Source organism: Cohnella faecalis (assembly GCF_003570905.1).
Classification (GTDB): Bacteria; Bacillota; Bacilli; order Paenibacillales; family Paenibacillaceae; genus Cohnella; species Cohnella faecalis.
Map to the genome: position 1 here is coordinate 287,251 of NZ_QXJM01000040.1, position 23,073 is coordinate 310,323.

Consider the following 23,073-nt stretch of genomic DNA (forward strand, 5'->3'; position numbering starts at 1 on the left):
CCCTCCCATTTAATTATACTATCTCCCGGTTTATTGAGATTTGACCGTTGGCATAAACGATATCCGAAATAAATTCGGTTCCCTCCATTTCAAAATTCACAAAGCCGCCCACACTGGATATGGCTGCGGCAAACAAGGACAAGCTGCCGTCATGATTATCTGTAAGGAGCATATCTCCATTCAGATGCGTGTATTCAAGAGTTACTATTTGTTTAGCAGCCGGACTAAAATAAGCCGCATGAGAGCGATGAAGCCCGGAACCCCATGAATAGGTGAAATACAATTCCGACCTTCCATCGCGATCTATATCGGCAAGTGCCATGCTTGTCACGCCAAAGCCGCCGAACCATTCACCAAGCGGGTATACGTTGCCCTCATACAACAGGAATGAAGCGGAAGATTGGTCATATTTGAAAATCCTGTATTCGGAGTTTTCTTTCATATAGGCCGGCGTGATGTTATAGCATGTGTCTGTGTCATAGCCCGATTTGAAGTCCTTATTTAGAGCTAGAAAGGCATCGACACCGTCCCGGGTTCCGACTATAGCGGCTTTCACTGGCACCCGCCCGTCAAGCTTTGAAACTTTATAAATACTCCAGATATATTCGCTTTTTTGAATATTGGCGGTGTCCTTGCGTATTTTCGCAAGCCACATCTCATCATCCAGCAGATAGAGACGGTAAGCAGGCGAAGCGGACGGATTGGTCAATGCATACTGATATCGTTCTTTGTAGGAGGCAATGTCAGGAACGCCGATACTATTCATCATAAAGCTGTTATTGAACTCCTGCTTATCCACCGTTGTCCGCTCGTAGTTAGTCGCCAATTTTTGCTGATTGCCGGCTTCGTCGGTGATGATGAGCGAGTTTTCAGTCAATGTGTAATATTCCTTATGCCCCTCTAAGGCGATAAAGGAGCTAAGTGGATTCATGTAAACCTGCTTTTCAAAGCTGTAACTGCCATACAGTTTCTCTGTGTCCTTCGGCATCTCATTGACAGTTGGGTTCGCGGCACAGGCGGCGACAACTATCATACAAGCAACGGCCGAGAAGGCGACAACCCCTTTTTTCGGCGCCTTAAAGCGTAAAGCATTCTTCACGCGCTCACGGACGCTCGTCTCTCCAAAAGCAAGAGGGCCCGCTGACGGAAAGCGGTAATTCGCCGCAAAGGAGAGCAGCGACGTGCAGTATTCTTTCGTTTTGCCCGCACCGATCTCCGATAGCACTTTTTCATCGCAGCTCATCTCCATGTCTTTCGCCATCGACGCAAAGGCAAGCCAAACAAGCGGATTAAACCAATGAAAAGCGAGAACCAGAAACGCGATCGGCTTTATCAAGTGGTCCTTCCTTTTCAAATGATACGCCTCATGCCGCAGGATGTGCATGCGCTCCCGCTCGCCGAGGCCAAAGGGAATGTAAATTCGGGGTTTGATGAAGCCAAGAACGAAGGGTGACCGAATGTTTTCCGACTCAAAAATATGGTTGTCCAGCCGGACTGCTGTGGCTAAGCGGCGTCTCAGGCGGATGAAGGTGACAATGCTGTAAATAAGCAGGGCGGCGACGCCGAGACACCACAGGATTGTGCCCAGCAGTATCCATATTTGCAGAGGATTGACGCTGGCGGCCGGAACAGCTGCGGGCAGTCTGTCGCTGAGAATGGCGTTCACGGTCGGAATTCCCACCGTTACCCTCGGGGATTCCATATACCCGACATCGGCAGGGACATAGCTCAGCGCCACTTCGCCGTCTTTTTGCGCTGTCGTCATATCAAAGGGGTTTGCGTTAAAAATGCTAAGCTCCGAGGAGAAGGATGTCGGGCAGACAAGACGGAACAGAACGACAACCCACAACAAATACGAATATTTCTTCGGCGCTCTTTTCAGCAGCAAGCGGATGAGAAGCACTGCAAGGATCACATAAGCCGCCGTGATGCTCATGTTGAGTACCTTCAAAAACAGCGTTTCCATTCTCATCGCTCCTTGTGTTCGTCAATCAAGCGCTTTAGCTCGTCAGCTTCCTTCTTGGAAAGGGGCTTATTTCCGAAAAACGAAACGAGAAACTGCGGCAACGAGCCCTCGAAGGTCCGCTCAATAAAATACTCGCTCTCATAAGCTTGTACCTGCTCCTTGGGTATAATGGAGCTCACAATCGTATCCTCGTTTTTAAGAAGGCCTTTTTCACACATTTTTCGAAGCACCGTATAGGTGGTGGGCTTCTTCCAACCGAGTTTTTCTGAACATAACGTTACCAACTGCCCCGACGCTAACGGCTCGTTCTCCCACACTACCAGCATAAAGCGATAATCGCTTTCACAAAGCTTCAAGTTTTTCATATCTTCCTCCATAGATGGTTTATAATCATAAACCCACAGGCACAGTCTTAGTTTATAACTATAAACCGGAGGTGTCAACTTGTCGGACAGACACAAACGAAACGCCAACTCTTTAGTTTGTGGAGATAAAATATTCCGATAAAATCCCCAATAAAACTTGCTTATAATCATTTATGTCATACGAAGAGTTGTCCACTTTTTTCTTGGCTATTTTCATTCCTACAAATATTTCCTCTTCCAACTTTTTTCTTGCCTTAAGAACTTGAAGAGTTCCTTCCAGCCCGCTGTAGCCCCGCTCTTTTCCATACCCTTGGTTTGTATAATAGTTAATAAAGCTTTCTGACCATTCTTTAGGTCTATCCTTAACCGCCTTTCTGAAAGAACCGTCAAGATCGCTCTGCTCTACGTAAATCAACAACGGATTCAGTCGCTCTACAATCGTTGCGAGTTCCATAACGTAGCTTAATACGATCTCCTCTGCCCCGCATTTAATCATCGCCATAGTTACAGGGTTCTGTATAAAACAGCATTCAAATACAAAGGTATCTGGCCCATTCAGAGCATTCGCCGTAAACCTTTTCCATCTGTCTGCGATCAGTCTCCTGTGTTGATTTAGAGGCAATTCATAAACATCATTTTTGACAACTGCACGAAGCAAATCGTCTGGAAAACCTGACCCATATTCGCTTTTTATTTTTTGATACTCCAAAAGGAAATCGTTTCCTTGTTTAATCGCATGATTACTAAGCAAATCTCTAGACACTTCATGGGTGCGTAACAGCTCATCGAATTCATTTTGCTTAAAGTATGCGACTCCTTCATAATCAGCAGGATGGTCGAGATTTCCTTCTAAAAACAGCTGAGATTTAATGTTAATTTCCGCAAGGATTTCTTGAACCAGTTGAGCAGTTGTTGTTTTCCCGAACCCCGGTAATCCCTCAATCAAGATTAGCTTCGGTCTCATAACGATCGACCCCTTATCTTATGTAAAATATTAGACTTTCGATGAAAATTATACAAATGATAGTATACTATGAGAAACACTGATGCAAAGCGAGTGATTTTATGCCTACTAATATGACTACTAAAACAGTACTATTTGACTTTGATGGCACGCTGGCAGATACATTACCCCTATCGTTTAAAGCGTTTAAAGCAGTGTTTGAAAAGTATGACAACCGAATTGTTACTGAGGAACAACTTGTCGGAATGTTCGGACCGACTGAAGATGAAATAATCGCAACGAATTTGGAAAATATCTCAGAAATAAAACAAGCTATTCAAGATTATTACGACATCTATAAGCAGGGACATTTTGACGAGTTACAACAAAATTACGAAATAATTGATATGCTCCGTCTTCTTAAGCAACATGAGATAAAGATCGGTGTCATTACTGGAAAAAGCAAGAAGGCCTTTATCATCTCGTCAGAAGCGTTACAGCTTTCGGGATTTTTTGATTTGGCTATCACCGGGGATGATGTAGAGTGTCCTAAGCCTCATCCGGAGGGGATCTTCAAAGCACTGGACTTCTTTGAAACGGACAAGAACGAAGCTGTTTTTCTCGGCGACAGCAACGCTGATATTAAAGCTGGAAAAGCAGCTGGAATTCGTACTTTCGGTGTTCAATGGCTCTCGACATATCAAAGCTCCCATTTTGAAGTTCCGCCGGATTTAATCTTTACAAACATTCAGCAGTTTATTAGACAGATACTAGAGGACAAATCTAGCTGTACGGATATTTAGTCCCCCTCGTTTCTTTAACTCTGTCTGCTTAATGATGGAACAGTCTAACCCCTGAATACGCCATTACCATACCGTATTCATTTGCACCTTTTACAATTTCCACATCATTTGATGAACTTCCCGTCTGAACCACATATTTGACTCCACTCTGGCTAGCGCGGTCAAGATTATCCCTAAAGGGTAACAGGGCATCCGATGCGTAGGAAACCTGTTTTAGACCTTGTAACCATGCCTTTTTTTCGTCGGGAGTAAGCCGAACAGGCGTTTCGTCAAAATAGGTTGCCCAATGTGCTTCTTCATAAGGGGAGGGGTTGTTATATAACCATAAGTCAATGGCATTATTTTTTTCCGTTCGACTTACCCCTTCTTTAAATTTCATCGAAAGCGCTAATGGGTGTTGTCGTAAAAACCAATTATCCGCCTTATCTCCAGCAATCCTTGTGCAATGAATACGTGATTGCTGTCCTGCTCCGATCCCTATTGCTTGTCCCTCTAAAGCAAAACATACTGAATTGGATTGGGTGTATTTAAGTGTAATCATCGCAAGCAGGAGATCCCTTTTAGCCAAATCTGGAATGGCCTTTTTATCGGTGACGATGTTCGTCAACATTTCTTCGGTAACTACAATTTCATTTCGCTCTTGCTGCAAATCAAGCCCATACAACATTTTCCGTTCAATAACTGGAGGATTATAATCAGGGTCAATTTCAATGATTAAATATTTACCGTGCTTTTTTTTCTGGAGTATTTCTAATGCCGCAGCATCATAACCAGGTGCGACAATCATGTCTGAAACTTCCCTTTTCAACATATTGGCAACGCTAATATCGACAGTATCGCTAAAAGCGGCACAATCGCCGAACGAGGACATGCGATCGGCTCCTCTAGCGCGTGCGTATGCAACTGCAAGGGGGATAACTCCAAATCTTCAACGAAATATGACCTTGCCAATTCAGGACTTAATGGATTATAAACAGCCGCACCAGCAGGGCTGACATGTTTAAATGAGGCAGCGGAAGGCAACCCGAGACTCTTTTTTAATTCCATTACTAACTGAAAGGAATTTAGTGCATCTAAAATATTAGTGTAACTTGGTTCCCCGTTAAGGATCTTTACAGGTAGTTTTTTTTCCGAATATAGTTTTGCAGTTCCCTGATGAGGGTTAATTCCATAACGCAACATAATTTCCGCCATATAGGCAACATCCTCTCTAAGGAAAATAAAAAAAGTATTTGATTAAACTCATCAAATACTTTGCCCAGGCGTACGGCGTTATGAATATGTGCTCCCTCGTGGTTATCCACGCTTACGCCAGTTGCACATACCAAATATTTACTATATTGTATTCCGAAAATTCATATAAATCAAGCACAAGTAGGCCCACAACTTGTACTAAATCCTTTTCACTCAACTTTTGCAGCCGCTCTTATCTTTTTAGGTATTGTTACCCCATTATCCCCAATTGGACTGGGGCTTGCCGATCCTTCACCAGCTTTAAGGTCGCTACAATCAAAAAGCTAACAATCACAAGCAGCAGCCATGAGCTCACCTTGCCAAAATGGACGATCCTCCACGATACGGACTGATCCGGATATTCCCAGGCTCCGAAGAAAGTGGCGACATTTTCCGCTATCCAGATAAAAAGTCCGATCAGAACGAAAGAAAGCGCCAGCGGCATCCGATACCGTGTTCCACCGACCTCATACGTAACCCATGTCCGCCAAAATACGAGAAGCACAAGCGCCGACAGCCACCAACGAGCATCGATCCAATAATGGTGGGAGAAAAAGTTTAAATAAATCATAGCAGCAAGCGGTACCACCACCGAGAACGGCGGCCATTTAATAAGCTCGACCTTCAACCGCCGCCACGCTTGGCAAAGATAACTCGCAACGCTCGCATACATGAATCCGCTGTATAACGGAACGCCGAACACCTTCGAGTACCCCTCCTCGGGGTACGACCATGACCCCATATGCACCTTGAACAGCTCAAGTGCCAGGCCTATCAAGTGAAACATCGTAATAACCTTAACTTCATCGCGAGTTTCAAGACCGGAATGAACCATCCACCCTTGCATGGCGAGGCAAATGAGCAACAGCAAGTCATACCTCGGAAGCCAAGGAATCTGGATAAGCTGCGTTACGGCCAACGAAGCGAAAATAACAACGGGAAACAGACAAGACAAGGCTTGCTCCCAACCAAAGCGGATGAACTGCCTCAATGCCGCCTTCATGATTTCTTCTCACCATCTAAATTTACGTATTCTAAAATATCCCCAGGCTGGCATTCTAATGCTTTGCAAATTGCCTCTAAAGTCGAAAGCCTAATTGCTTTTGCCTTTCCATTTTTCAATATAGAAAGGTTAGCCATCGTTATTCCAACCCTCTCCGAAAGCTCCGTGACGCTCATTTTCCTTTTAGCCAGCATCACATCGATATGGATTATCATGGCCATAATGATCACCTCAGACCGTTAAGTCGTTTTCTGATTTTATATCTATGGCATTTTTTAATAGCTTTTGAAGAACGGCAGCAAAAACTGCAATTACTATGGAAGTAAAAATGATGACCAGTCCGATCACTATGATACCTGGAGCATCCTCTGCCTCGGCTATGAGATAAAAGAGCGGCAGGCCTAATGCATAAAAGGTACTGACTGTGATTGCACAGTATTTTATATCCTTTAATGCTCTTACAGACAACTCCGAGAAAGCTTTGTTCTTGTCAATATAGCTTAAAAGCTTAAAGGCTTGATACAGAGCAAAGTAAAAAGGTATCGCCGCTGCATAGAAATCAATGAAGACGAGATATTTCAAATAAGCAGCATCCGGATACAATTCCACTGCATAATTCCCTATCTCAGGCACCAGAAATAGGCACAAAGCAAAAATCGGAATTCCAATAAGAAAAATAGATACCTTCAGAAAAAGTGTTGTTCCCCGTTCCATAAAATGCACCCCGCTTCGTTTTGATCAATTTGATATTATTACAAAATTTATCGTTTTACAATATATTTTAATTGTTACACAATTCATAAAGATTGTTTTGCATAAAAAAAACGATCTCCCCCAGTGGAATGCCGGGGAAAGATCGTTGCATAAAAAGTCTTTTTGCTTGTGAAGGGCGCGGTCACCGCCGGAGTCGCGCTCCTCTCTTCATCTACATGCTGTACCGCAGCCGCATCGCTTAAGGCCGCGCCGTTGGCGCGACTTCCGCCATCTGCCGGCCGGTCGGCAACGGCAAGCCAAGATGCTCCCGCAACGTTCGGCCGGTGTACTCCGTACGATAGATGCCGCGGCTCTGCAATTCGGGCACAACCTTGTCCACGAAGTCGTCCAGACCGCCCGGCAGCAGAGGAGGCATTAAGTTGAAGCCGTCCGCCGCACCCTCTCGCAGCCACCGTTGCAACTCGTCCGCAATCTGCGAAGGCGTGCCCGCGAAGGTGTAGTGGCCTCGGCCGCCGGCGGTGCGGATAATCAATTCGCGGATCGTCAGACTCTCCCGGCGCGCCAGATCGGTCAACAGCTGGAAGCGCGACTTCAATCCCCGGATTTCGCTAATGTCCGGCAAATCCTTCAAGGGCACGAGGCCGTCGATCGGATAGAGGGACAAGTCGATCTGCAGCAGGTCGGACATCGTACGCAAGCCGTACGCAGAGACCGACAATTCGTTCAGCTCCCGCTCCTTGCGCTTCGCGTCCTGCTCCGTGTCGCCGATGATCGGCACAAAGCCCGGCAACAGCTTCAAGCTTTCGGATGGACGACCGAACGCCTTCAAGCGCCTTCTCATGTCCTCGCAGAAAGCCAGCGAATTTGCCATCGTAGACTGCGCCGTGAAGATGACCTCGGCCAGCTCCGCGGCGAATTGTCGGCCTTCCTCGGACGAGCCCGCTTGCACAAGCACCGGGTACGTCTGGGGAGAGCGGGGGAGATTAAGCGGTCCTTTGACGGAGAAATATCGGCCCTCATAATCCGCCGGCAGAATTCGCGAGCGGTTCGCGTAGACGCCGGATGCCTTGTCGATGACGAGCGCGTCTTCGGCCCAGCCGTCCCATAGCCGCTTTGCGATCTCCACGAACTCCCGGCCTTGGTCGTAGCGTTCCTGATGCTCGGGATGGCGATCCCGGCTAAAATTGTGCGCGGTAGCGTCGCCCGTCGACGTGACGATATTCCATCCCGCGCGGCCTCCGCTGATGTGATCGAGCGATGCGAACTGGCGCGCCAACGTATAAGGCTCGTTGTACGTCGTCGAAGCCGTCCCCGTCAATCCGATTCGTTCCGTCGCAGCCGCCAGCGCGGACAGCAGCGTTATCGCTTCCAACTGAGGAATGACGCGATTCTCGATCGTATTAGCCAGGCGATACTTCGCGGCGATGAAGACCGAGTCCATCTTGCCCCTCTCGGCGGTCCGGGCCAGATCGCGGTAATATTGAAAATCGGTCGCTGCTTCCGGCCGAGCGTCCGGGTGTCTCCACGACGCCTCGTGGTGACCGGTGCTCATGATAAATAAGTTCAGGTGAAGCTGTCGTTCGGTGTTGCTCGTCATCTCGATTCCCCTTCCATTGATAGTCATTCTTCCTCCATTTACCATTATATTAATAATGATAATCAATATCAATAACGAGGTGAATTAATGTCGAGAAAAGGGCCGCAACAGTTCGCCTCCCGGCAACCTGTCACAGCCCTCCAACCCGCTTCCGATGCGGCCTTACGCCTTTCCCTCTTCCCCCATCGCGATCGGATTCTCGCTATACGAAATCCAATCGCTCCAATAGATCGTAATTAATCAGCTGAATTTATCTCAATCTTTTTTCTTACTGGCATCCAAATTTCACTATATACATTTTCCGAAGTACCATTGTGCTTTGTAAAAGAAATCCCAGGTATATCTGCTGCTTCATAACCTGAAGAAGGCAACCACTCCGAATAAATTTTGGCGGTAGTTTCTTGAAGCGTAACAGGAAATGGTCCTTGATTAGGGAAAATGGCCCATAAGCTTTCTTCAATAGAAAGTTGTTCTAAATCATCGAATGTATTTTCTTTTGTAGTTGCAAATCCAATCATATGAGTCAAGTTTCCTTTTTCTTCTAAGAAACCTTCATCAAATTCATAAGATACATTCAAGACTTGATGAGGATATAAATCAGCTAATTGATGCATTTCATTTCTTTGCTGTTCGGTAATGGACTGGGCTAGTTCCAAGATAGCATGATTTACACCTTCGAATTGAATGGGCACTCTTTTCGATACACCTACGATATTAAACTTCTCTTTCTTCTCGATTTTGAATTCCATTGATATTCCTCCTCTTATATCTATGAAAAATAAAAATTTGGGAAATGATTTTTGAATTTTGTTTTTAGTTACTTCCGAAGGTAAAAAACCACTCCATTCACGAAAGGCTCTTGAAAATCCTTCTATCGATTGAAAACCATATTTATAGGCAATATCCGTCACTCTTGCTCCGTTAATTAATTCAACATTTGCAACGGATAGTCTCCTATTCTTGATATACTCGCTCAATGACATTCCAGCCATATACGAAAACATTCTTTTAAAATGATAATCAGATAGTCCTACAATTCTAGATATATCCTTTCCAGAGATTTCTTCCGTCAAATGTGTTTCAATGTAGTCCATTAAATGATTGAGTTGTTGTAACATTCATTTCCCTCCTTTATAAATACATTTTATTGGCAAAATTTATTATTCGCTCGATATTTTATATACGGAATTTATCAAAAAGGTCACCCTGTTGATGCTCCTTACTCATCAATAGGGTAACCTTCTATCGTGAACATAGACTGATATTAATAACCATCCGTTGCGCGGCTTTTTTTCACCGAGTCTTTTACGGCTTGATTCGCATCTAACGAGCCTTGGCCATATTTCGAGATACCCGCATCACGGCCTGGAGCTGTGTACTCCGTTTTCATTTGTTCGATTTCTTTGGTTTTCTTCTCGATGCCTTCCTTCACACGGCGACCATATTCTTCATCGGCTTGCGTGAAGTGTCCGATCATGGCCTCTTGAATGCGTTTATCACATACCGCAAGCGCTTCGGACAGATTTTTGATCAACTCCTCGCGCTCCCAGTCATCTAATTTACGGTACGTCTCACCCGCTTGGCCATAATTGTTCGGGCGATCGATAGGCGCGCTCATCACCGCCGCGTTATAAGAAGGTTGGTGCGGGGGACGATTTTCTTTACTTGCTTCCTCAAAGCCGCCGATCAGGGACGGTTCATAATTAATATGCGGACTTTCTCCAGACTCCTTCGGGTCGCGGATATCCATTTGGCCCCGATCCTGGTTCGAACGAACTGGCGCTTTCGGCGCATTCACAGGCAATTTAAGATAGTTGGCACCAACACGATAGCGCTGCGTGTCGGAGTAAGAGAAGGTGCGGCCCTGTAGCATTTTATCGTCGGAGAAGTCCATTCCATCGACAAGAACTCCTGTACCGAAAGCGGCCTGCTCAATCTCCGCATGGAAATCCACCGGATTGCGATCAAGAACCATTCGACCGACCGGCCGCCAAGGAAACTTATCTTCCGGCCAAAGCTTCGTATCATCAAGCGGATCAAAATCGAGTTCCGGATGGTAATCGTCCTCCATGATTTGTACAAAAAGCTCCCACTCCGGAAAATCCCCTCGCCCAATGGCCTCATATAAATCTTGTGTCGCATGCCCAACGTTTTTCGCTTGTATCATGTCAGCATCTTCTTGGAGCAAATTGCGGATCCCTTGCTTCGGTTCCCAGTGATACTTTACCAACACCGCATCACCTTTGTCATTTACCCACTTATAGGTGTTTACGCCGGACCCCTGCATATAGCGGTATGTTGCAGGAATCCCCCAGGGGGAGAACAAGAATGTAATCATATGGGTTGCCTCAGGCGTACGGGAAACAAAGTCAAACATCCGCTGTGGATTAGGTACATTCGAAACCGGATCCGCCTTAAAGGCATGGATCATATCGGGAAATTTCATCGCATCGCGGATAAAGAAAATTTTCAGGTTGTTCCCTACCAGATCCCAGTTACCGTCCTCCGTATACATTTTTACAGCAAAGCCGCGTGGATCTCTTGCAGTCTCCGGTGAATCCTTCGCCCCTGCTACGGTAGAGAACCTGACCATTAACGGCGTCCGCTTTCCGGCCCCGGAAAATACTTTCGCCCGTGTATATTTCTCTACAGGCTCGTTCCCAACCTTCCCATAGGCTTCAAAATACCCGAACGCCCCCGCCCCACGAGCATGGACCACTCGCTCCGGAACTTCTTCCCGGTCGAAATGAGAAATTTTTTCGATAAAATGATAATTCTCAAGTGTAGCCGGTCCCCGATTACCGACGGTTCTGATGTTCTGATTATCGGTTACAGGGTGGCCCTGACGCGTCGTCAATGTTTCACGATGTACGTCATTTGGGTTTTTCTCAGTCATAAATTTGCCACCTCCAAATTTTTCATATTTAGACTACCCAGGTTTGGGAATCTAATGCAGTCGCGGGGTTGAAAAATTCCTCGTGGGAAGTGCAAAAGGCACCCGGACGGGTGCCTTCTTTGCCTATGAACAGCCGTATGTCTTTTTCCATTCACATGAAGGTCTGCAAACGCACGATCGCCTGCACGCGATCCATAACTTCCAGTTTGCCATAGAGATTGCTGATATAATTGCGGACGGTACCCTCGGAAATGTACATCGCGGCTGCAATTTCCCTATTGCTGTACCCTTTCATAACGAGCTCGGCCAATTCCTTTTCCCGATCGGTCAATTGGACGCTTTGATGATTGGCTGCTGCCGAAGGACGGTCCAACGCCATCTGCGTCATGCGAGTCGCGAGCTTGGCAGCTACAGCCGAAGGCAGGATAAACTGGCCGGACACGGTATCGCGGATCGCCGCGATCATTTTATCCACGTCCATATCCTTCAGCAAATAGCCGCTCGCTCCGTTCGCCATGCCGTCCACGATATAGTTGTCATCAAGAAACGTAGACAGAATGAGGACGAATGTTTCCGGAATGGTTTGCTTGATCTGCTTCAATGCGGTAAGGCCGTCCATCTCCGGCATCTGAACGTCCATGATCACGAGAGTCGGATGAAGCCTCGCAGCAAGCTCGCATGCTTCCGCGCCGTTGCGGGCGATGCCGACGACTTCGATATCGTCCTCCAAATCCAGAATGGTCTTTAAACCTTCTCTCGTCAGCATCTGATCGTCCGCTATAACAATGGTGATCATATATGGAACCCTGCCTCTCATTTCTTAGGTGTAATGGGGTAATTGGATGCGAAGCAAGCTTCCTTTGTTCGGCTCGGAATCTATCTGAAGCGTACCTCTCAATTGTTGCACGCGATCTCTCATCATGTTAAGCCCAAATCCCATGGCAATGCGGCTCGCGCCTCTTCCGTTGTCGGCGAGGCTAAATTGCACCTGCGATCCATCATCCTCCAAGCGAAAATAAAATTCGTTGCTGTTGCCATGCCGGATGCCATTCGTTAATCCTTCCTGCAAGGCGTGATAGATGACCTTCTTGTGCATGAAAGACATGAGCGGAACAGGTTCGATCGACGCGTGTACGACAACTCCCGCGTTTCGCTCCGTGTCTTGAATAAGCTGCCGCAGAGACGCTTCGATATCGTAATACTTGTCCTCCTTCAGCATATGAACGGAATTGCGGATCTCGCTCAAGCTGTGCCGGACAAGATCTTGAGCTTCCTTCAGCCGCACGACCGCACTGTCCATGTCTTTATGCAAAAGCCGTCTTCCCGCTTCGATCTGAAGAATGGTAGAGGTGAGGGTGTGTCCGACAATATCGTGAATCTCCTGCGCGATCCGGGTGCGTTCCGCATAGACCGTCGTTTCCGCCAACGCTTCCGAGGTAGCTTGCATAGATTTTTCCAGCGCGCTCGTTCGTTCCGCTACTTGATCCTCCAAGCTGCTCTTCAGAAATTGGATACCCGAATACAGCTTGGCATTGGCTATGGAAATCGCGCATTGGGAGCTAAGCAGCTTCAGTACGTCCAGCCGCTTCTCCGTAAATACCCCCGACGACAAATTGTTTTCCAAATATAGAAGGCAAATCAACTTGTTCTGATTCATAATCGGCAGGCAAAGCACAGATTTGAGTTCCTTGTGCTTGATGTAATCATTCCGTTCAAACAAGCCGCTGGCAGCAGCATCGTGCAGCACCACTTCTTCATTCGTTCTTGCCGTATAACTGATAATAGCTGCGGGAACCAGATGTTGGGCCTGTTCCAGCGGAATCGATTGGATGCTAAGCTCCTCCGACGTTCCGTAAGCCTCGACCTTCCATCCATCATCATCCTCGAAAATCAGCGCGCCGTACTCCGCCCCTGCATTCTGCAACATGATCCGCATAAGCATCCGCAGCAGCTTGTCCATTTCCATTTCACCGGATAACGCTTGCGCGGACATGACGACGGAGAGATAATCGATTCGCTCCATATCGGTTTCCGTTTCCCGCTTAAGATTCAGCAAATGGCCGTACTTCGTCTCCATATCCGCTGTTTTGGCAAGCGCTCCCCACTTCCGGTACGACTCATAAGCTTCATTCATATAGAGCTTTGCAAGCCGAGTCTTTCCCCTGGCGATTCCATGCTTGGCATAGCACTCCGCGGCCGCTCCTGCGTCATGAAAATATCCATTGGCGCGAGCCGTATCCCATGCTTGCTCGTACAAAGTCTCCGCCTGACGATCTTGATGTCTCAGCGACGCCGCTTCCGCCTTGGCCAGCAAGTACTTGTGCAAGCAGTGTTCAGGAGAGCGGCGCGCCATGGTCTTCAGTCTTTTCAAGCACCGACGAATATGAAGCCAATCCTCTGCTTGCTCCCGCTTAGTCCTTGCAGCGTATCTTTCCTTCAGAACCAACACCCGATAGTAGTCATGGCTGGATGAATCCAGCAACGGCTCCGAGCGCGATTCGGCGAGCCGCATGCATCCTTCAAGCGCAAAATAGGCTTTCTCATATTGACCGAAGAAATAACCGGTTACATATTGATAAATATAGACGGACTCCTGGAGAAAATGGTCGTCGTCGCCGGGCACCTCCTCGACGAACGACTTCGATTGAATGTCGATTTCGGCATAAGGATCATCCGCCTCTTGATAGCCCGTCAGATCCAGAATCATACGGGCTAGAACAGCCGCCTGCTTCCCATGCAGGATATTGTTGTTGCGTTGCAAATGAGGAAAATAATCCAGGAGCCTGCGATAAATGTCTTTGAGCGGATGGCTGAATTGAAAAAGCAGCGCGCAATTGACCAGCATGCTTTGGTTGGCGCTCCACAGATCGCCGGATTGCAAAGCCGACTTGCTTACATAATCTGCGGATATCGGCAAAAAGTCCGGCTCATACCGTCTCCAGCTGTCATAGCACACCGAGAAGGATGTCACAGCCAATGCGTGCAGCCTCGAATTCGGCTTGGACACCTTGCAAGCGAGTTTCCCCCACCGATATGCTGCTTCCTGCCGATGAAGCTTAAAGTTCAACACCATGGCATAGCCGACGAAACCGACAGAGGCTTCCGGCGTCATGCCATATGTTATCGTCAGCTCCAGCATCATTAGAATGGAGGAGAACCATCCGTTCTTATCCAGCACGAAACTGGCATGGCTCGCATAATCCAGAACAGACATCGCCGCTCGAAGCCGTTCGTCCGTCATTGGGGATATTCTTCGAAGGATTCCACGGCAATCTTGCGGAGCTTCCATCGTACCCGTAACCATTGCCGCAGCAAATCGGACGAACGGGTATTTAAGCGGTAAGATATTCCAAGGTAACCCAAAGCCTTCACGCATAACGCGATCACTTCACGGAACCGGTCGCGATTCGTTTCCATCCGGATCAACATGAGACAAGCCTGAGCTTTTGCAATATCCGTCGCGGCTTTCTCCAGAATAAGATGAAATAAATCATGGGCTCCGGCAAAGTTAGCGCACAGAAACTCCGCTTCCGCCCGTTCCTGATAGGCTTGGAAGGTTAACGAATAGCAGCTGTCCCAGCCTTCTTCTTCCAATAGCTGCGTTGCCAGACGCAAATAAACAAGCGATGCTTCCCTATCCGCAGATCGCTTCGCCTCGAGACCCGCTTGCAGATTCATCTCCGCCAGCTCCCGCCTTTTCCCTTGAAGAACGAGCGCTTGCGCCGCTGGATTCAAATGGCTTAAAACTTCGAATACGGATATACCTTCGCCCGCATTCATGCGCTGTGCCAGAAGCAGCCCGATCTCCATATGCAGTCGAGTCCTCTCCTGCTCGGAAACTGTCTCATAAGCGGATTGCCGTATCCGATCATGCTGGAAAGCATAGTTCATTCGCATGCCGTGAATCGGCTGCAGCAGCCGCTGGACCACAGCACTTTGCATGAACTCCATTAATTGATCTTTGGTGTGGCCTGTAATGGCAGAAAGCGTGTATAGATCGAATTGCTTGCCTAGCAATGCCGCAGCGCTGAGTACATGAACCGCTTGATCGGACAATTGCTTGAGCGAGTCCGCCATCGATTCCGCCACATAATCGGGTACATTCCGTTCCGTAATCCGCTGAACGTCCCATTCCCATATTCTGCTTCGTTCATCGAAGGTCACAAGCCTGTGACTCCATAAATCTTGCAGGAATTGCTGCAGGATTAAAGGATTTCCCTCTGTTTTTTGAAGCAAAACGCTAATCAACTCGTCGATTCTGTCAGCCGCACCTTGCATAACGGGCCCTAACATCATCCTCAAAGCCGCGTGATCATAGGCGGTAAGATGAATCTGCTTTATCGGCGTACCCTGTTCCTCAAGCTGTTTCATCAACCCGTTAAGCGGATGAAGCGGAAGAAGCTCTTGCTCCCGGTAAGCGCCAACGATGAGCAGATGCTTCGTTGCCTCATCCATTAACAAATGACGCAGATAATGGATAGACGCTTCATCCGCCCCTTGCAGATCGTCCATGAACAATACGAATGGCTGCCCCTGACCGAGAAATAGCTGAAAAAATCGATTCATCACCGAATAGAACCGGGTTTGGGCTTCCGCCGGCGGAAGATTCTCCACAACCGGCTGCTCTCCGATCAACAGTGACATACGAGGAGCTAGATCGATAAGCAGCTGTCCGCAGCCCTGTGCCGCGTCCAATATTCTTAATTTCCACAGCTCCGCCTGCAAAGGATTCACCATCAGAAGATGGGCAACCATCTGCTCTATCGCTTGCGCCCAAATCTCATAAGGACGCGTGTAAGAAGTCGATTCGAATTTGCCGGCAATGAAAAAACCTTCCGCAGGCACAGCTCCGCGAAGCGTTTCCCGCACCAGGGCTGTTTTCCCGATACCGGCCTCTCCGCTAATCCAAATAACCTCATGCGCTCCTTCGGAAACCCGCTGCAGCGCTTGCAGCAAAGCTTGCTGTTCGGCGTGTCGACCTATGAGCCCTTCCGATACGATCCATCTTTCCGAAATATCGTGATTGGCAAGAGAAAAAGCCTGGACTTTCCCGAATATCCGCAGTTGAACCAGACACTCTTCCAAGTCCGACTTAATGCCGTACGCGCTTGCATACCTCGCTTCGGGCATCTTCTCCAAACATTTTAAGACAATATCCGAAACCATCCTGGGAATCGATTTGTTTCTGGTCGATACAGGCTCCGGAGTAGCCGCCAAATGGTGATACACCAGATTCATGGCATTCTGCGAAAGAAAAGGCACGCTTCCGGCAAACCATTCGTAGAGGATCGCGCCTAGAGCATAAAAGTCCGTACGGTAGTCCGGCATCATTCCTGTTCTTCTCGTCTGCTCCGGGGACAAGTAGGGAAGGAAGGAATCCGACCTACCTTGGGATCTGGAAACCGGATGTTGTTCTCCTTCCACCCTGGATGAACGGACATCGATCACCTTGACCTCTGTAAGATTATCATTCACCATCAAATAGAAAGGCGTCATTTCGTGCAGCGTCACATATTGATGATGGATTTGGCAAAGACAATCCGCTGCGGCGATCGCCGTTTCCAGAAGCTCCTGCAGCTTGAAAGAAACCCTTCGCGTGCGCATGACTTGGTCCAGCGTCGTTCCGCCTGGATCCCGCAGGAACAGCACGGGGCGATCTCCGGAAACTTCCAGCCGATAGGGGAGAAGAGCTCCCCTGCCGTTTAATTCCTGAAGCCGTTCATACTCGTATTCGAAGGCGGCTGTCGTGTCGGAGCCGGCATAGGAATCGCTGGTCGTCTTCACGATGAAGCTCTGTCCGTCTTCTATGCGCGTTACGCGATACAGACTGACTTCCTCGTTGCTTCCGAGCGTCTCGACGACCCGAAACCCCGATAATTCCAGCATAATTCCCGCCACCCCCTCGCCTAGTACGGACAATTTACTGATCATCATATCAAAGTTTCATATTTCTAAAAACATATGATCTCCATATTAGGTTAAAATATAAGGGATTCCCCTGCAGCTAAGTTCCGACAGAAAGCTATGGTGATTACGTGAGCCTTAACAATGCGCTTCTGCTCTTATTTACGCATGGAGTACCAATTCTATTTTTCGCTTATATGACAACGAACGTCTTGCTGAGGAACTTCAAGAAAGTCGAGCATATCCTGCTCGGCCTGATCTCCGTCTGTTATCTTCTTTTATTCGCTGAGGAATATGTCAGAAATCAGGTGTCCATCGAATATAGCACCTTGCTCTCCTCCTTATGGCTTAGCAGCGTTGGAATTATCATCCCCGGATTATGTTTTCATTTCCTGATTAAATTCACTCGTCTAGATGCCAGACTTCCCCGATGGATCTACCCCTGGATCTTTTATTTGCCGCTGATTTTCGTTGCCGTCAATTTGGCTACCGGAGCGCAGCTAATCTCGGCGCAACAATTCACTGAATCCGGCATGTGGAAGCTTCCCGTCTATAACGAGGGGTACTACATCGCCATGGCGTCTAGCGTGTTCATGGATCTCCTGTTTCTGATTCCGCTGCTGAAGGGGAGCTCGATAGCCGAGACGCAGGAGCAGAGATCCATCTACAAGCAACTGATCTGGGGAATCGCGGTGTCCGTCCTCTGGCACGGCGTCTTCGGATTTATTAATTTCGGGGACCACTTGCCGCCTTATCCTTATTTATATAGCGGCATCTTATGGTGCTATTTCCTGCGGCGAACGATGCACAAACACGATTTCCTGAATTTGTACGACAAACGTTTCGAGAAGCTGTTCAACCTTAATCCGGACGCCATCCTGCTGGTGAACCTTAAAGGAAATGTCAAAAACGCCAACCCGGGCGCGATGCGTTTCTTCGACTCGATTAGGTTGGAGCCTGCGCGCTGCTTCGAGCTTCTTGGTCTGGAGATTAAAACCCAAATCCAGGCCCAAGTTGGAATAAAACAGGTGGAGACGGAGGTTGTAACGGATTCCGGGCGGTTGGTTCTGCTCGTGAACGCCGACTATGTGTGGGTCGACAACGAGCCGCACATCCTTCTGATTCTACGGGATATTACCCTGCAGAATCAGCATCAGGAAGACATCCGATTTCTTGCCTATCACGATCCGCTTACGAGACTGCCGAATCGAAGATATTTCTACGAGAAGCTGGAGGAAGCTCTGCAGGAAGCCCGCAATCGCCAGGAGACGCTGGCATTGCTGCTGATCGACCTTGATAAGCTCAAATGGCTGAACGATAACGGGGGCATCTCGCCGGAGATGACGCCTTGCGGCAAGCGGCGCGAATCATGCAAGAATCGGTCGGCGAGCGAGGGGTAGCTGCGAGGATGGGAGGGGACGAATTCATTCTGATCATCCGCCGCTCCCCTTCGGCGCAGGATATCCAAGAGCTGATTCGGTACATTCAGGACGAATTCGCCCGGTATACCGCACGTTGCGGAACGCTTCACGTCGGCATCAGCATCGGCGCAAGCTATTACCCTGCGGACGGAACCGACGGGCAGGCGCTCATTAACGTCGCCGACAACGCGATGTTCGAGATGAAGCGCAGCCAGGCTCATACTTAACAAGAGGCTGTCGAGAAAGTCTCGACAGCCTGATGCAAGCCCCTTTGGATTTCTCCTACGAGCCCGTTACATTTTGCGAACCGCAAACCAGAGTTCGATATAGTTGAGGCCGTTTTTTGTCCCGTTCATTTCGAACTCTACCCCATCCACCTGCTCGTAGCCAGCCGTAGGGAGCCACTCGGTGTAAAAGCGACGATAAAGCGTTTCGATCGTATCTCCGAACTGCTCCCATTGATGCGGCTCTGACGGAAAGATCGCCCACGTATACGCGGGAATCGTTACCGTGGTATATCCGTCCGTATTGCTGGTTTCTTCCTTGAATGCGCACAGCATGTAAGGAAACGTATCCGGTCCGGTCTTCCTGTAGCTGCAGACCGCATTCACAGGGTATAGATCCTGGCTCACGAATGATGGCAAAACGCCCGCACGCGCTTCAAGTTGCTTCACGTCGCCGTTCGCATGGCTCTGCTCCCAAAGCTTGGCCGGCGTTTGCGGCGCCTCTCCGCCAGCGTCGGTGCGAAATATACCTTCAATGCCGAACACTTCAAAACTTTCCTTCGTCTCAATCCGATAATTCATCGCATCTGCCCCTTTGATCGTAATAAGGAAGGACAGGCGGGGGTAGGCTTTGAGCGCAATCCCGTCTTGACGAGCCATGGCCGGGGTAATCCCGTGCAGTGCATGGAACGCCCGCGCGAACGAAACCGGAGATTCGTATCCGTACTTAAGCGCGACATCGATCACCTTAGAAGTTCCGCCGTTATGCAGCTCCAGCGCAGCAAGCGTCAGCCGTCTGCGTCGAATATACTCCGCCAGCGTCACGTCCGTAATGAACGAGAACATTCGCTGGAACTGATACGACGAGCAACAGGCCATGCGGGCCGCCTCGCTAAACTCGACCTCCCGGTCAGGTTCTCTTCGATGTAGTCTATCGCTCTGTTCATCCGCTCCAGCCACTCCATCTCATCCCTCCTCTCGAATTCAAGTATAGTCGGGGCAGAAAGTCGCTTCGCAACGATTTGTGCCCAAAAAAGTTGCTTCGCCTCGATTGTGCTGAGCCGCCGTGGAATCCTGCCTGTGCAAGAGGTACACCAATATGCTCAAGATGCTTAATAGTCTCGTTTAGATTATGTACTTGAAAGTTTAACATCACTTGTTGTTCTGTTGGAAAATAACTGTAATTCTCGGCAAAGAAAGAAAAGATAGTCTCATTTCCTAACTGCGGTTTTATCACAGTCCCATTCCAATTTTCTATTTCATCCAATCCTCGAAATGATCTGTTACAAATCGAATCTCGCTCTCATAGTGTGCCAAATGTCCCTCATCAACCATTTTTTGAAAGGCAGGATTTCCGTCGGCAGCACCATTTCTCAACGTATTGCACAGTGTAGTCAATCGCTGAATAATCCACTGACGCAATTCATTAGGGATGGGAGTTCCATACGATTCAAAATACAAATGAATTCGCCGACAGCGCTCTGCGGCGTGTAAATCCGATTGGTACTCTACTATAGTTCCCGAAGAATACTCAGGTGCAAAACTCGTAAGCGGAACCGATGTGTAAAGGGCGTACGCAATATCCCACATACGCGGACCAGGGCCTGCCATGTCAAAATCAATAAGCGCCACAGGAGCCCCCTTTTGAAAGACCACGTTGTACAATGCAGCGTCATTATGACAGATCACTTCGTGCTCACCATCGTCGGCATAGCTAAGCTGCCATCTGCCCTCCGTCATGAGAGTGAATCCTTCAGTCGCATCATGGAAACGACGCAAAAGACGTGCTAAACCCACAAGTGTTTCGTCCGACCACATGTAAGGTTCAAGTTCAGGGTAATCGTTTCCTGGGACTTCCCCAGAAATGAATGTTAATATTTCACGATCAGAATCGTCGATTCCGAGAAATCTTGGCGCTCCCTCAAAGCCTTGTTGCTCCAAATGTTTGAGCAGTTCATGAACACACGGACTCCAATAACCTGTGGGGCGGAGAACGGTGTTTGCCCTGCGGACAATGTGATTAACATTACCGCCTTCTAACACTTCTTCCTGAGTCACTAAGTCTCATCCCCCTCTTTTTAGTGTGTATAATATTGTAGATTACTGGCAAGTTACCAAACACCTATTTCCTCGACTTCTTGTCGCAAGCGGGTTCCAACTCTAATCAATAAACTTAATCACATTATTTAGCCGAGTCACATCTGACGGAGCAATTTTCAATGTATGAAGTTCATCGCCCGAACCACCGTAAATATAGTCCAAGACAAGCAGTCGATTGTCAAAAATGCAAGGCAAACCGTGACCAATGAAGGGTACTGCCCCTGGATGATAGCCTATAACCTCCAGAACTTTCGATTTGTCTGCCATTTTCACTTTTGAATAACCTAATTCTTCTCCCAAAGCTTTAAAATCAATGCGCCCCCGCTGCGAACTAACAATAAAAGCTATTAAACCTTGTTCTGTTTGCAAAATGAGGGTAGGTGCTGCTTTTTCAATATCAAAGTATTTTGCTGCATCCTGTGTTGATATTATGGGGGTTTCATGAGCAATAATTTCAAAATCGCTATTGCTGTCTTTCAAATACGTTTGCAACTCGTCTAAAGTAAACATTTTGGCGCACCAGCTTTCTGTCAAAATAGTTGAAGCTCATCGATTCTCTTATCTCACGCATGGTTTCTTAGTCTGTTCATTGTAAAACATCCTCCATGGTCGTCACCCCTTAATAAACAAAAAAACTCCATCCAATAAGGACGAAGTTGTCGTGGTACCACCTTAAATGACCGCTCCGATTGCATGATTGCAACCGTTCCGATCTTCTCCTGACGGTGCGGAGATCGTAAAAGAAAGATCTCGATACCGTTCCCTTGATAACGGCGGGATGCCCGGCATTTCCCTACTGCACCTTGTCGATGGTTCGGAAAAGCAACTCCAAAGGCCATTCGGTTACACGTTGGACACCGGTTCACAGCAACCACCGGCTCTCTGCAAGTCCATTCTCGTATACCTACTTACCCTTCTTCCATGTTGTTCGTAATATATAGATTATGGATCATCTTACTACATAAGGATAATTCAAGCAATCGTTCGCTTGGAATAAACTTGAACATGAGGCACTACTAGGCCAAGTGAAGCAAGGCAGCTCTCTTTCTCCACATCAGGTTCCAGTCACGGGGTCGTCGTGCCTTTCCGCAATATGAGCCATCAATCCGGTCTGTCCAACAGCGATATCGCTTGCAAGCACGTGTCGATCCGGATAGTCCCCGCCGTTTTGGCGCCGGAAGGGGATGGGCGCCTCCTCGAAGAGATGCTCAAGACGTAAGAGCCAAACACTCTTCGCCGCGTCTATGTCGGCTGCTGTCATGCGACCGGTTCCGTAGACCGCATGGATAGGCAGCACATCCATGCCGGGGTAGAAGAGCATGCCGTGAGTGACGGGGAACAGCAGCTGCTCTAGCGGTCCGTTGATGCCTCGCGGAGAATAGTCTTTCTCCGGCCCCCCGACGGTCACTGACAGCATTGCCCGTTTGCCCTTCAAGCCGCCATCGCCGTAACGATAGCGATTACCTTCGCCCTTGTAGCCATAAGCGAAACCATAAGCGTATACACGTTCCACCCAGCCCTTGATAATAGCTGGCATGCTAAACCACCAAAGCGGAAACTGCAATATTACCGCGTCGGCGGCAAGCAGCTTCTGTTGCTCAGATACAACGTCCGCGGTTTGTTGGCCGGTCGAGTAAGCGTGTCCCGACTCTGTTATGAACGACAGTCGGTCGGGATTATCTCGGGCCGGAAAGTCGCGTTCATCGAACACAGCCTTCCAGTTCATGCCGTATAGATCAGACAACATAACTCCGTGTCCTTGCTCCTGAAGGGTATGCACAGCAACATCAACAAGCTGGCGGGTTAACGACGCGGGTTCGGGATGTGCGAAAACAATCAGCACGTTCTTCTTCATGATTACACTCTCCATCTGGTTTTTGCTTGCTTCACTTAAATGGTTGTCT

19 protein-coding genes, 2 pseudogenes and 1 riboswitch are annotated in these 23,073 nt (G+C 48.2%); of the genes and pseudogenes, 2 read left to right on the top strand and 19 right to left on the bottom strand.

What is annotated here, in order from left to right; translation table 11 throughout:
- Positions 1-13: 13 nt before the first annotated feature.
- The 3 genes from D3H35_RS22735 to D3H35_RS22745 form a co-directional block, all read right to left on the bottom strand.
- Entirely contained in the window at positions 14-1,966 is a 1,953-nt protein-coding gene (locus D3H35_RS22735; RefSeq protein ID WP_158594230.1) for a M56 family metallopeptidase, read from the bottom strand.
- Positions 1,967-1,968: 2 nt separating this feature from the next.
- Positions 1,969-2,331, bottom strand: coding sequence for a BlaI/MecI/CopY family transcriptional regulator (locus tag D3H35_RS22740; protein ID WP_119151474.1), 363 nt, complete (start codon positions 2,329-2,331; stop codon positions 1,969-1,971).
- A gap of 112 nt (positions 2,332-2,443) precedes the next feature.
- Positions 2,444-3,295 carry a P-loop NTPase family protein gene (locus D3H35_RS22745; RefSeq protein WP_119151475.1) on the bottom strand — a complete coding sequence of 284 codons (852 nt, stop codon included), beginning with the start codon at positions 3,293-3,295 and terminating at the stop codon, positions 2,444-2,446.
- Between the two features lie 101 nt (positions 3,296-3,396).
- On the opposite strand from D3H35_RS22745, the gene D3H35_RS22750 reads away from it, so the two are divergent.
- Positions 3,397-4,077, top strand: a complete 681-nt coding sequence (locus D3H35_RS22750) for an HAD family hydrolase (RefSeq protein WP_119151476.1) — start codon at positions 3,397-3,399, stop codon at positions 4,075-4,077.
- A gap of 28 nt (positions 4,078-4,105) precedes the next feature.
- Here D3H35_RS22750 and D3H35_RS22755 read toward each other — a convergent pair whose 3' ends face one another.
- The 11 genes from D3H35_RS22755 to D3H35_RS22800 all read right to left on the bottom strand — a co-directional run bounded on the left by D3H35_RS22755 (position 4,106) and on the right by D3H35_RS22800 (position 17,406).
- Positions 4,106-4,948: a phosphoribosylaminoimidazolecarboxamide formyltransferase gene (locus D3H35_RS22755; protein ID WP_233568100.1), complete on the bottom strand. Its 843-nt coding sequence runs from the start codon at positions 4,946-4,948 to the stop codon at positions 4,106-4,108.
- Positions 4,882-5,271 carry a hypothetical protein gene (locus D3H35_RS35390; RefSeq protein ID WP_233568101.1) on the bottom strand — a complete coding sequence of 130 codons (390 nt, stop codon included), beginning with the start codon at positions 5,269-5,271 and terminating at the stop codon, positions 4,882-4,884. Before D3H35_RS35390 ends, D3H35_RS22755 begins: the two co-directional genes overlap by 67 nt.
- A 55-nt stretch (positions 5,272-5,326) precedes the next feature.
- Positions 5,327-5,406, bottom strand: a riboswitch (ZMP/ZTP riboswitch).
- A gap of 115 nt (positions 5,407-5,521) precedes the next feature.
- Complete coding sequence (locus tag D3H35_RS22760) at positions 5,522-6,313, bottom strand: DUF817 domain-containing protein (RefSeq protein WP_119151477.1); 792 nt, start codon at positions 6,311-6,313, stop codon at positions 5,522-5,524.
- Complete coding sequence (locus D3H35_RS22765; protein WP_119151921.1) at positions 6,310-6,534, bottom strand: helix-turn-helix domain-containing protein; 225 nt, start codon at positions 6,532-6,534, stop codon at positions 6,310-6,312. The genes D3H35_RS22760 and D3H35_RS22765 overlap by 4 nt, the downstream gene beginning before the upstream one ends.
- 10 nt (positions 6,535-6,544) lie before the next feature.
- Positions 6,545-7,027 (bottom strand): DUF2975 domain-containing protein, encoded by a 483-nt coding sequence (locus tag D3H35_RS22770; protein WP_119151478.1) that lies wholly within the window; start codon positions 7,025-7,027, stop codon positions 6,545-6,547.
- A 238-nt stretch (positions 7,028-7,265) separates the two neighbouring features.
- Positions 7,266-8,651: an LLM class flavin-dependent oxidoreductase gene (locus tag D3H35_RS22775; RefSeq protein WP_233568102.1), complete on the bottom strand. Its 1,386-nt coding sequence runs from the start codon at positions 8,649-8,651 to the stop codon at positions 7,266-7,268.
- A gap of 209 nt (positions 8,652-8,860) precedes the next feature.
- Entirely contained in the window at positions 8,861-9,742 is an 882-nt protein-coding gene (locus tag D3H35_RS22780; protein WP_119151479.1) for an AraC family transcriptional regulator, read from the bottom strand.
- 146 nt (positions 9,743-9,888) lie between these two features.
- On the bottom strand, positions 9,889-11,520 hold the full coding sequence (locus tag D3H35_RS22785) for a catalase (RefSeq protein WP_119151480.1): 1,632 nt from the start codon (positions 11,518-11,520) through the stop codon (positions 9,889-9,891).
- Between the two features lie 151 nt (positions 11,521-11,671).
- Positions 11,672-12,316 carry a response regulator gene (locus D3H35_RS22790; RefSeq protein ID WP_119151481.1) on the bottom strand — a complete coding sequence of 215 codons (645 nt, stop codon included), beginning with the start codon at positions 12,314-12,316 and terminating at the stop codon, positions 11,672-11,674.
- Between the two features lie 24 nt (positions 12,317-12,340).
- The gene (locus D3H35_RS22795) at positions 12,341-14,761 is read right to left on the bottom strand and encodes a histidine kinase (RefSeq protein ID WP_158594231.1); all 2,421 of its coding nucleotides are present in this window, start codon (positions 14,759-14,761) and stop codon (positions 12,341-12,343) included.
- Entirely contained in the window at positions 14,758-17,406 is a 2,649-nt protein-coding gene (locus tag D3H35_RS22800) for an ATP-binding protein (RefSeq protein WP_158594232.1), read from the bottom strand. Before D3H35_RS22800 ends, D3H35_RS22795 begins: the two co-directional genes overlap by 4 nt.
- Positions 17,407-18,350: 944 nt before the next feature.
- Here D3H35_RS22800 and D3H35_RS32800 point away from each other — a divergent pair.
- A pseudogene (locus D3H35_RS32800) lies at positions 18,351-19,072 on the top strand (GGDEF domain-containing protein).
- A gap of 66 nt (positions 19,073-19,138) precedes the next feature.
- On the opposite strand, the gene D3H35_RS22815 reads toward D3H35_RS32800, so the two are convergent.
- The 5 genes and pseudogenes from D3H35_RS22815 to D3H35_RS22835 all read right to left on the bottom strand — a co-directional run bounded on the left by D3H35_RS22815 (position 19,139) and on the right by D3H35_RS22835 (position 23,024).
- Entirely contained in the window at positions 19,139-20,029 is an 891-nt protein-coding gene (locus tag D3H35_RS22815; protein WP_233568103.1) for an AraC family transcriptional regulator, read from the bottom strand.
- Between the two features lie 124 nt (positions 20,030-20,153).
- Positions 20,154-20,330, bottom strand: a pseudogene (locus D3H35_RS22820) (VOC family protein); the annotation flags it as partial.
- Entirely contained in the window at positions 20,324-21,127 is an 804-nt protein-coding gene (locus D3H35_RS22825) for a phosphotransferase (protein ID WP_119151486.1), read from the bottom strand. The gene D3H35_RS22825 and the pseudogene D3H35_RS22820, both read right to left, overlap by 7 nt.
- 102 nt (positions 21,128-21,229) lie before the next feature.
- The gene (locus D3H35_RS22830; protein ID WP_233568104.1) at positions 21,230-21,703 is read right to left on the bottom strand and encodes an aminoacyl-tRNA deacylase; all 474 of its coding nucleotides are present in this window, start codon (positions 21,701-21,703) and stop codon (positions 21,230-21,232) included.
- 520 nt (positions 21,704-22,223) lie between these two features.
- The gene (locus D3H35_RS22835; RefSeq protein WP_119151923.1) at positions 22,224-23,024 is read right to left on the bottom strand and encodes an NAD(P)H-dependent oxidoreductase; all 801 of its coding nucleotides are present in this window, start codon (positions 23,022-23,024) and stop codon (positions 22,224-22,226) included.
- Positions 23,025-23,073 lie beyond the last annotated feature (49 nt).

Bases quoted from the DNA above. Each gene is read 5' to 3' on its own strand.
- D3H35_RS22735 (WP_158594230.1), bottom strand. From the start codon at position 1,966: ATGGAAACGCTGTTTTTGAAGGTACTCAACATGAGCATCACGGCGGCT.
- D3H35_RS22740 (WP_119151474.1), bottom strand. From the start codon at position 2,331: ATGAAAAACTTGAAGCTTTGTGAAAGCGATTATCGCTTTATGCTGGTA.
- D3H35_RS22745 (WP_119151475.1), bottom strand. From the start codon at position 3,295: ATGAGACCGAAGCTAATCTTGATTGAGGGATTACCGGGGTTCGGGAAA.
- D3H35_RS22750 (WP_119151476.1), top strand. From the start codon at position 3,397: ATGCCTACTAATATGACTACTAAAACAGTACTATTTGACTTTGATGGC.
- D3H35_RS22755 (WP_233568100.1), bottom strand. From the start codon at position 4,948: ATGTCCTCGTTCGGCGATTGTGCCGCTTTTAGCGATACTGTCGATATT.
- D3H35_RS35390 (WP_233568101.1), bottom strand. From the start codon at position 5,271: ATGGCGGAAATTATGTTGCGTTATGGAATTAACCCTCATCAGGGAACT.
- D3H35_RS22760 (WP_119151477.1), bottom strand. From the start codon at position 6,313: ATGAAGGCGGCATTGAGGCAGTTCATCCGCTTTGGTTGGGAGCAAGCC.
- D3H35_RS22765 (WP_119151921.1), bottom strand. From the start codon at position 6,534: ATGGCCATGATAATCCATATCGATGTGATGCTGGCTAAAAGGAAAATG.
- D3H35_RS22770 (WP_119151478.1), bottom strand. From the start codon at position 7,027: ATGGAACGGGGAACAACACTTTTTCTGAAGGTATCTATTTTTCTTATT.
- D3H35_RS22775 (WP_233568102.1), bottom strand. From the start codon at position 8,651: ATGACTATCAATGGAAGGGGAATCGAGATGACGAGCAACACCGAACGA.
- D3H35_RS22780 (WP_119151479.1), bottom strand. From the start codon at position 9,742: ATGTTACAACAACTCAATCATTTAATGGACTACATTGAAACACATTTG.
- D3H35_RS22785 (WP_119151480.1), bottom strand. From the start codon at position 11,520: ATGACTGAGAAAAACCCAAATGACGTACATCGTGAAACATTGACGACG.
- D3H35_RS22790 (WP_119151481.1), bottom strand. From the start codon at position 12,316: ATGATCACCATTGTTATAGCGGACGATCAGATGCTGACGAGAGAAGGT.
- D3H35_RS22795 (WP_158594231.1), bottom strand. From the start codon at position 14,761: ATGACGGACGAACGGCTTCGAGCGGCGATGTCTGTTCTGGATTATGCG.
- D3H35_RS22800 (WP_158594232.1), bottom strand. From the start codon at position 17,406: ATGCTGGAATTATCGGGGTTTCGGGTCGTCGAGACGCTCGGAAGCAAC.
- D3H35_RS22835 (WP_119151923.1), bottom strand. From the start codon at position 23,024: ATGAAGAAGAACGTGCTGATTGTTTTCGCACATCCCGAACCCGCGTCG.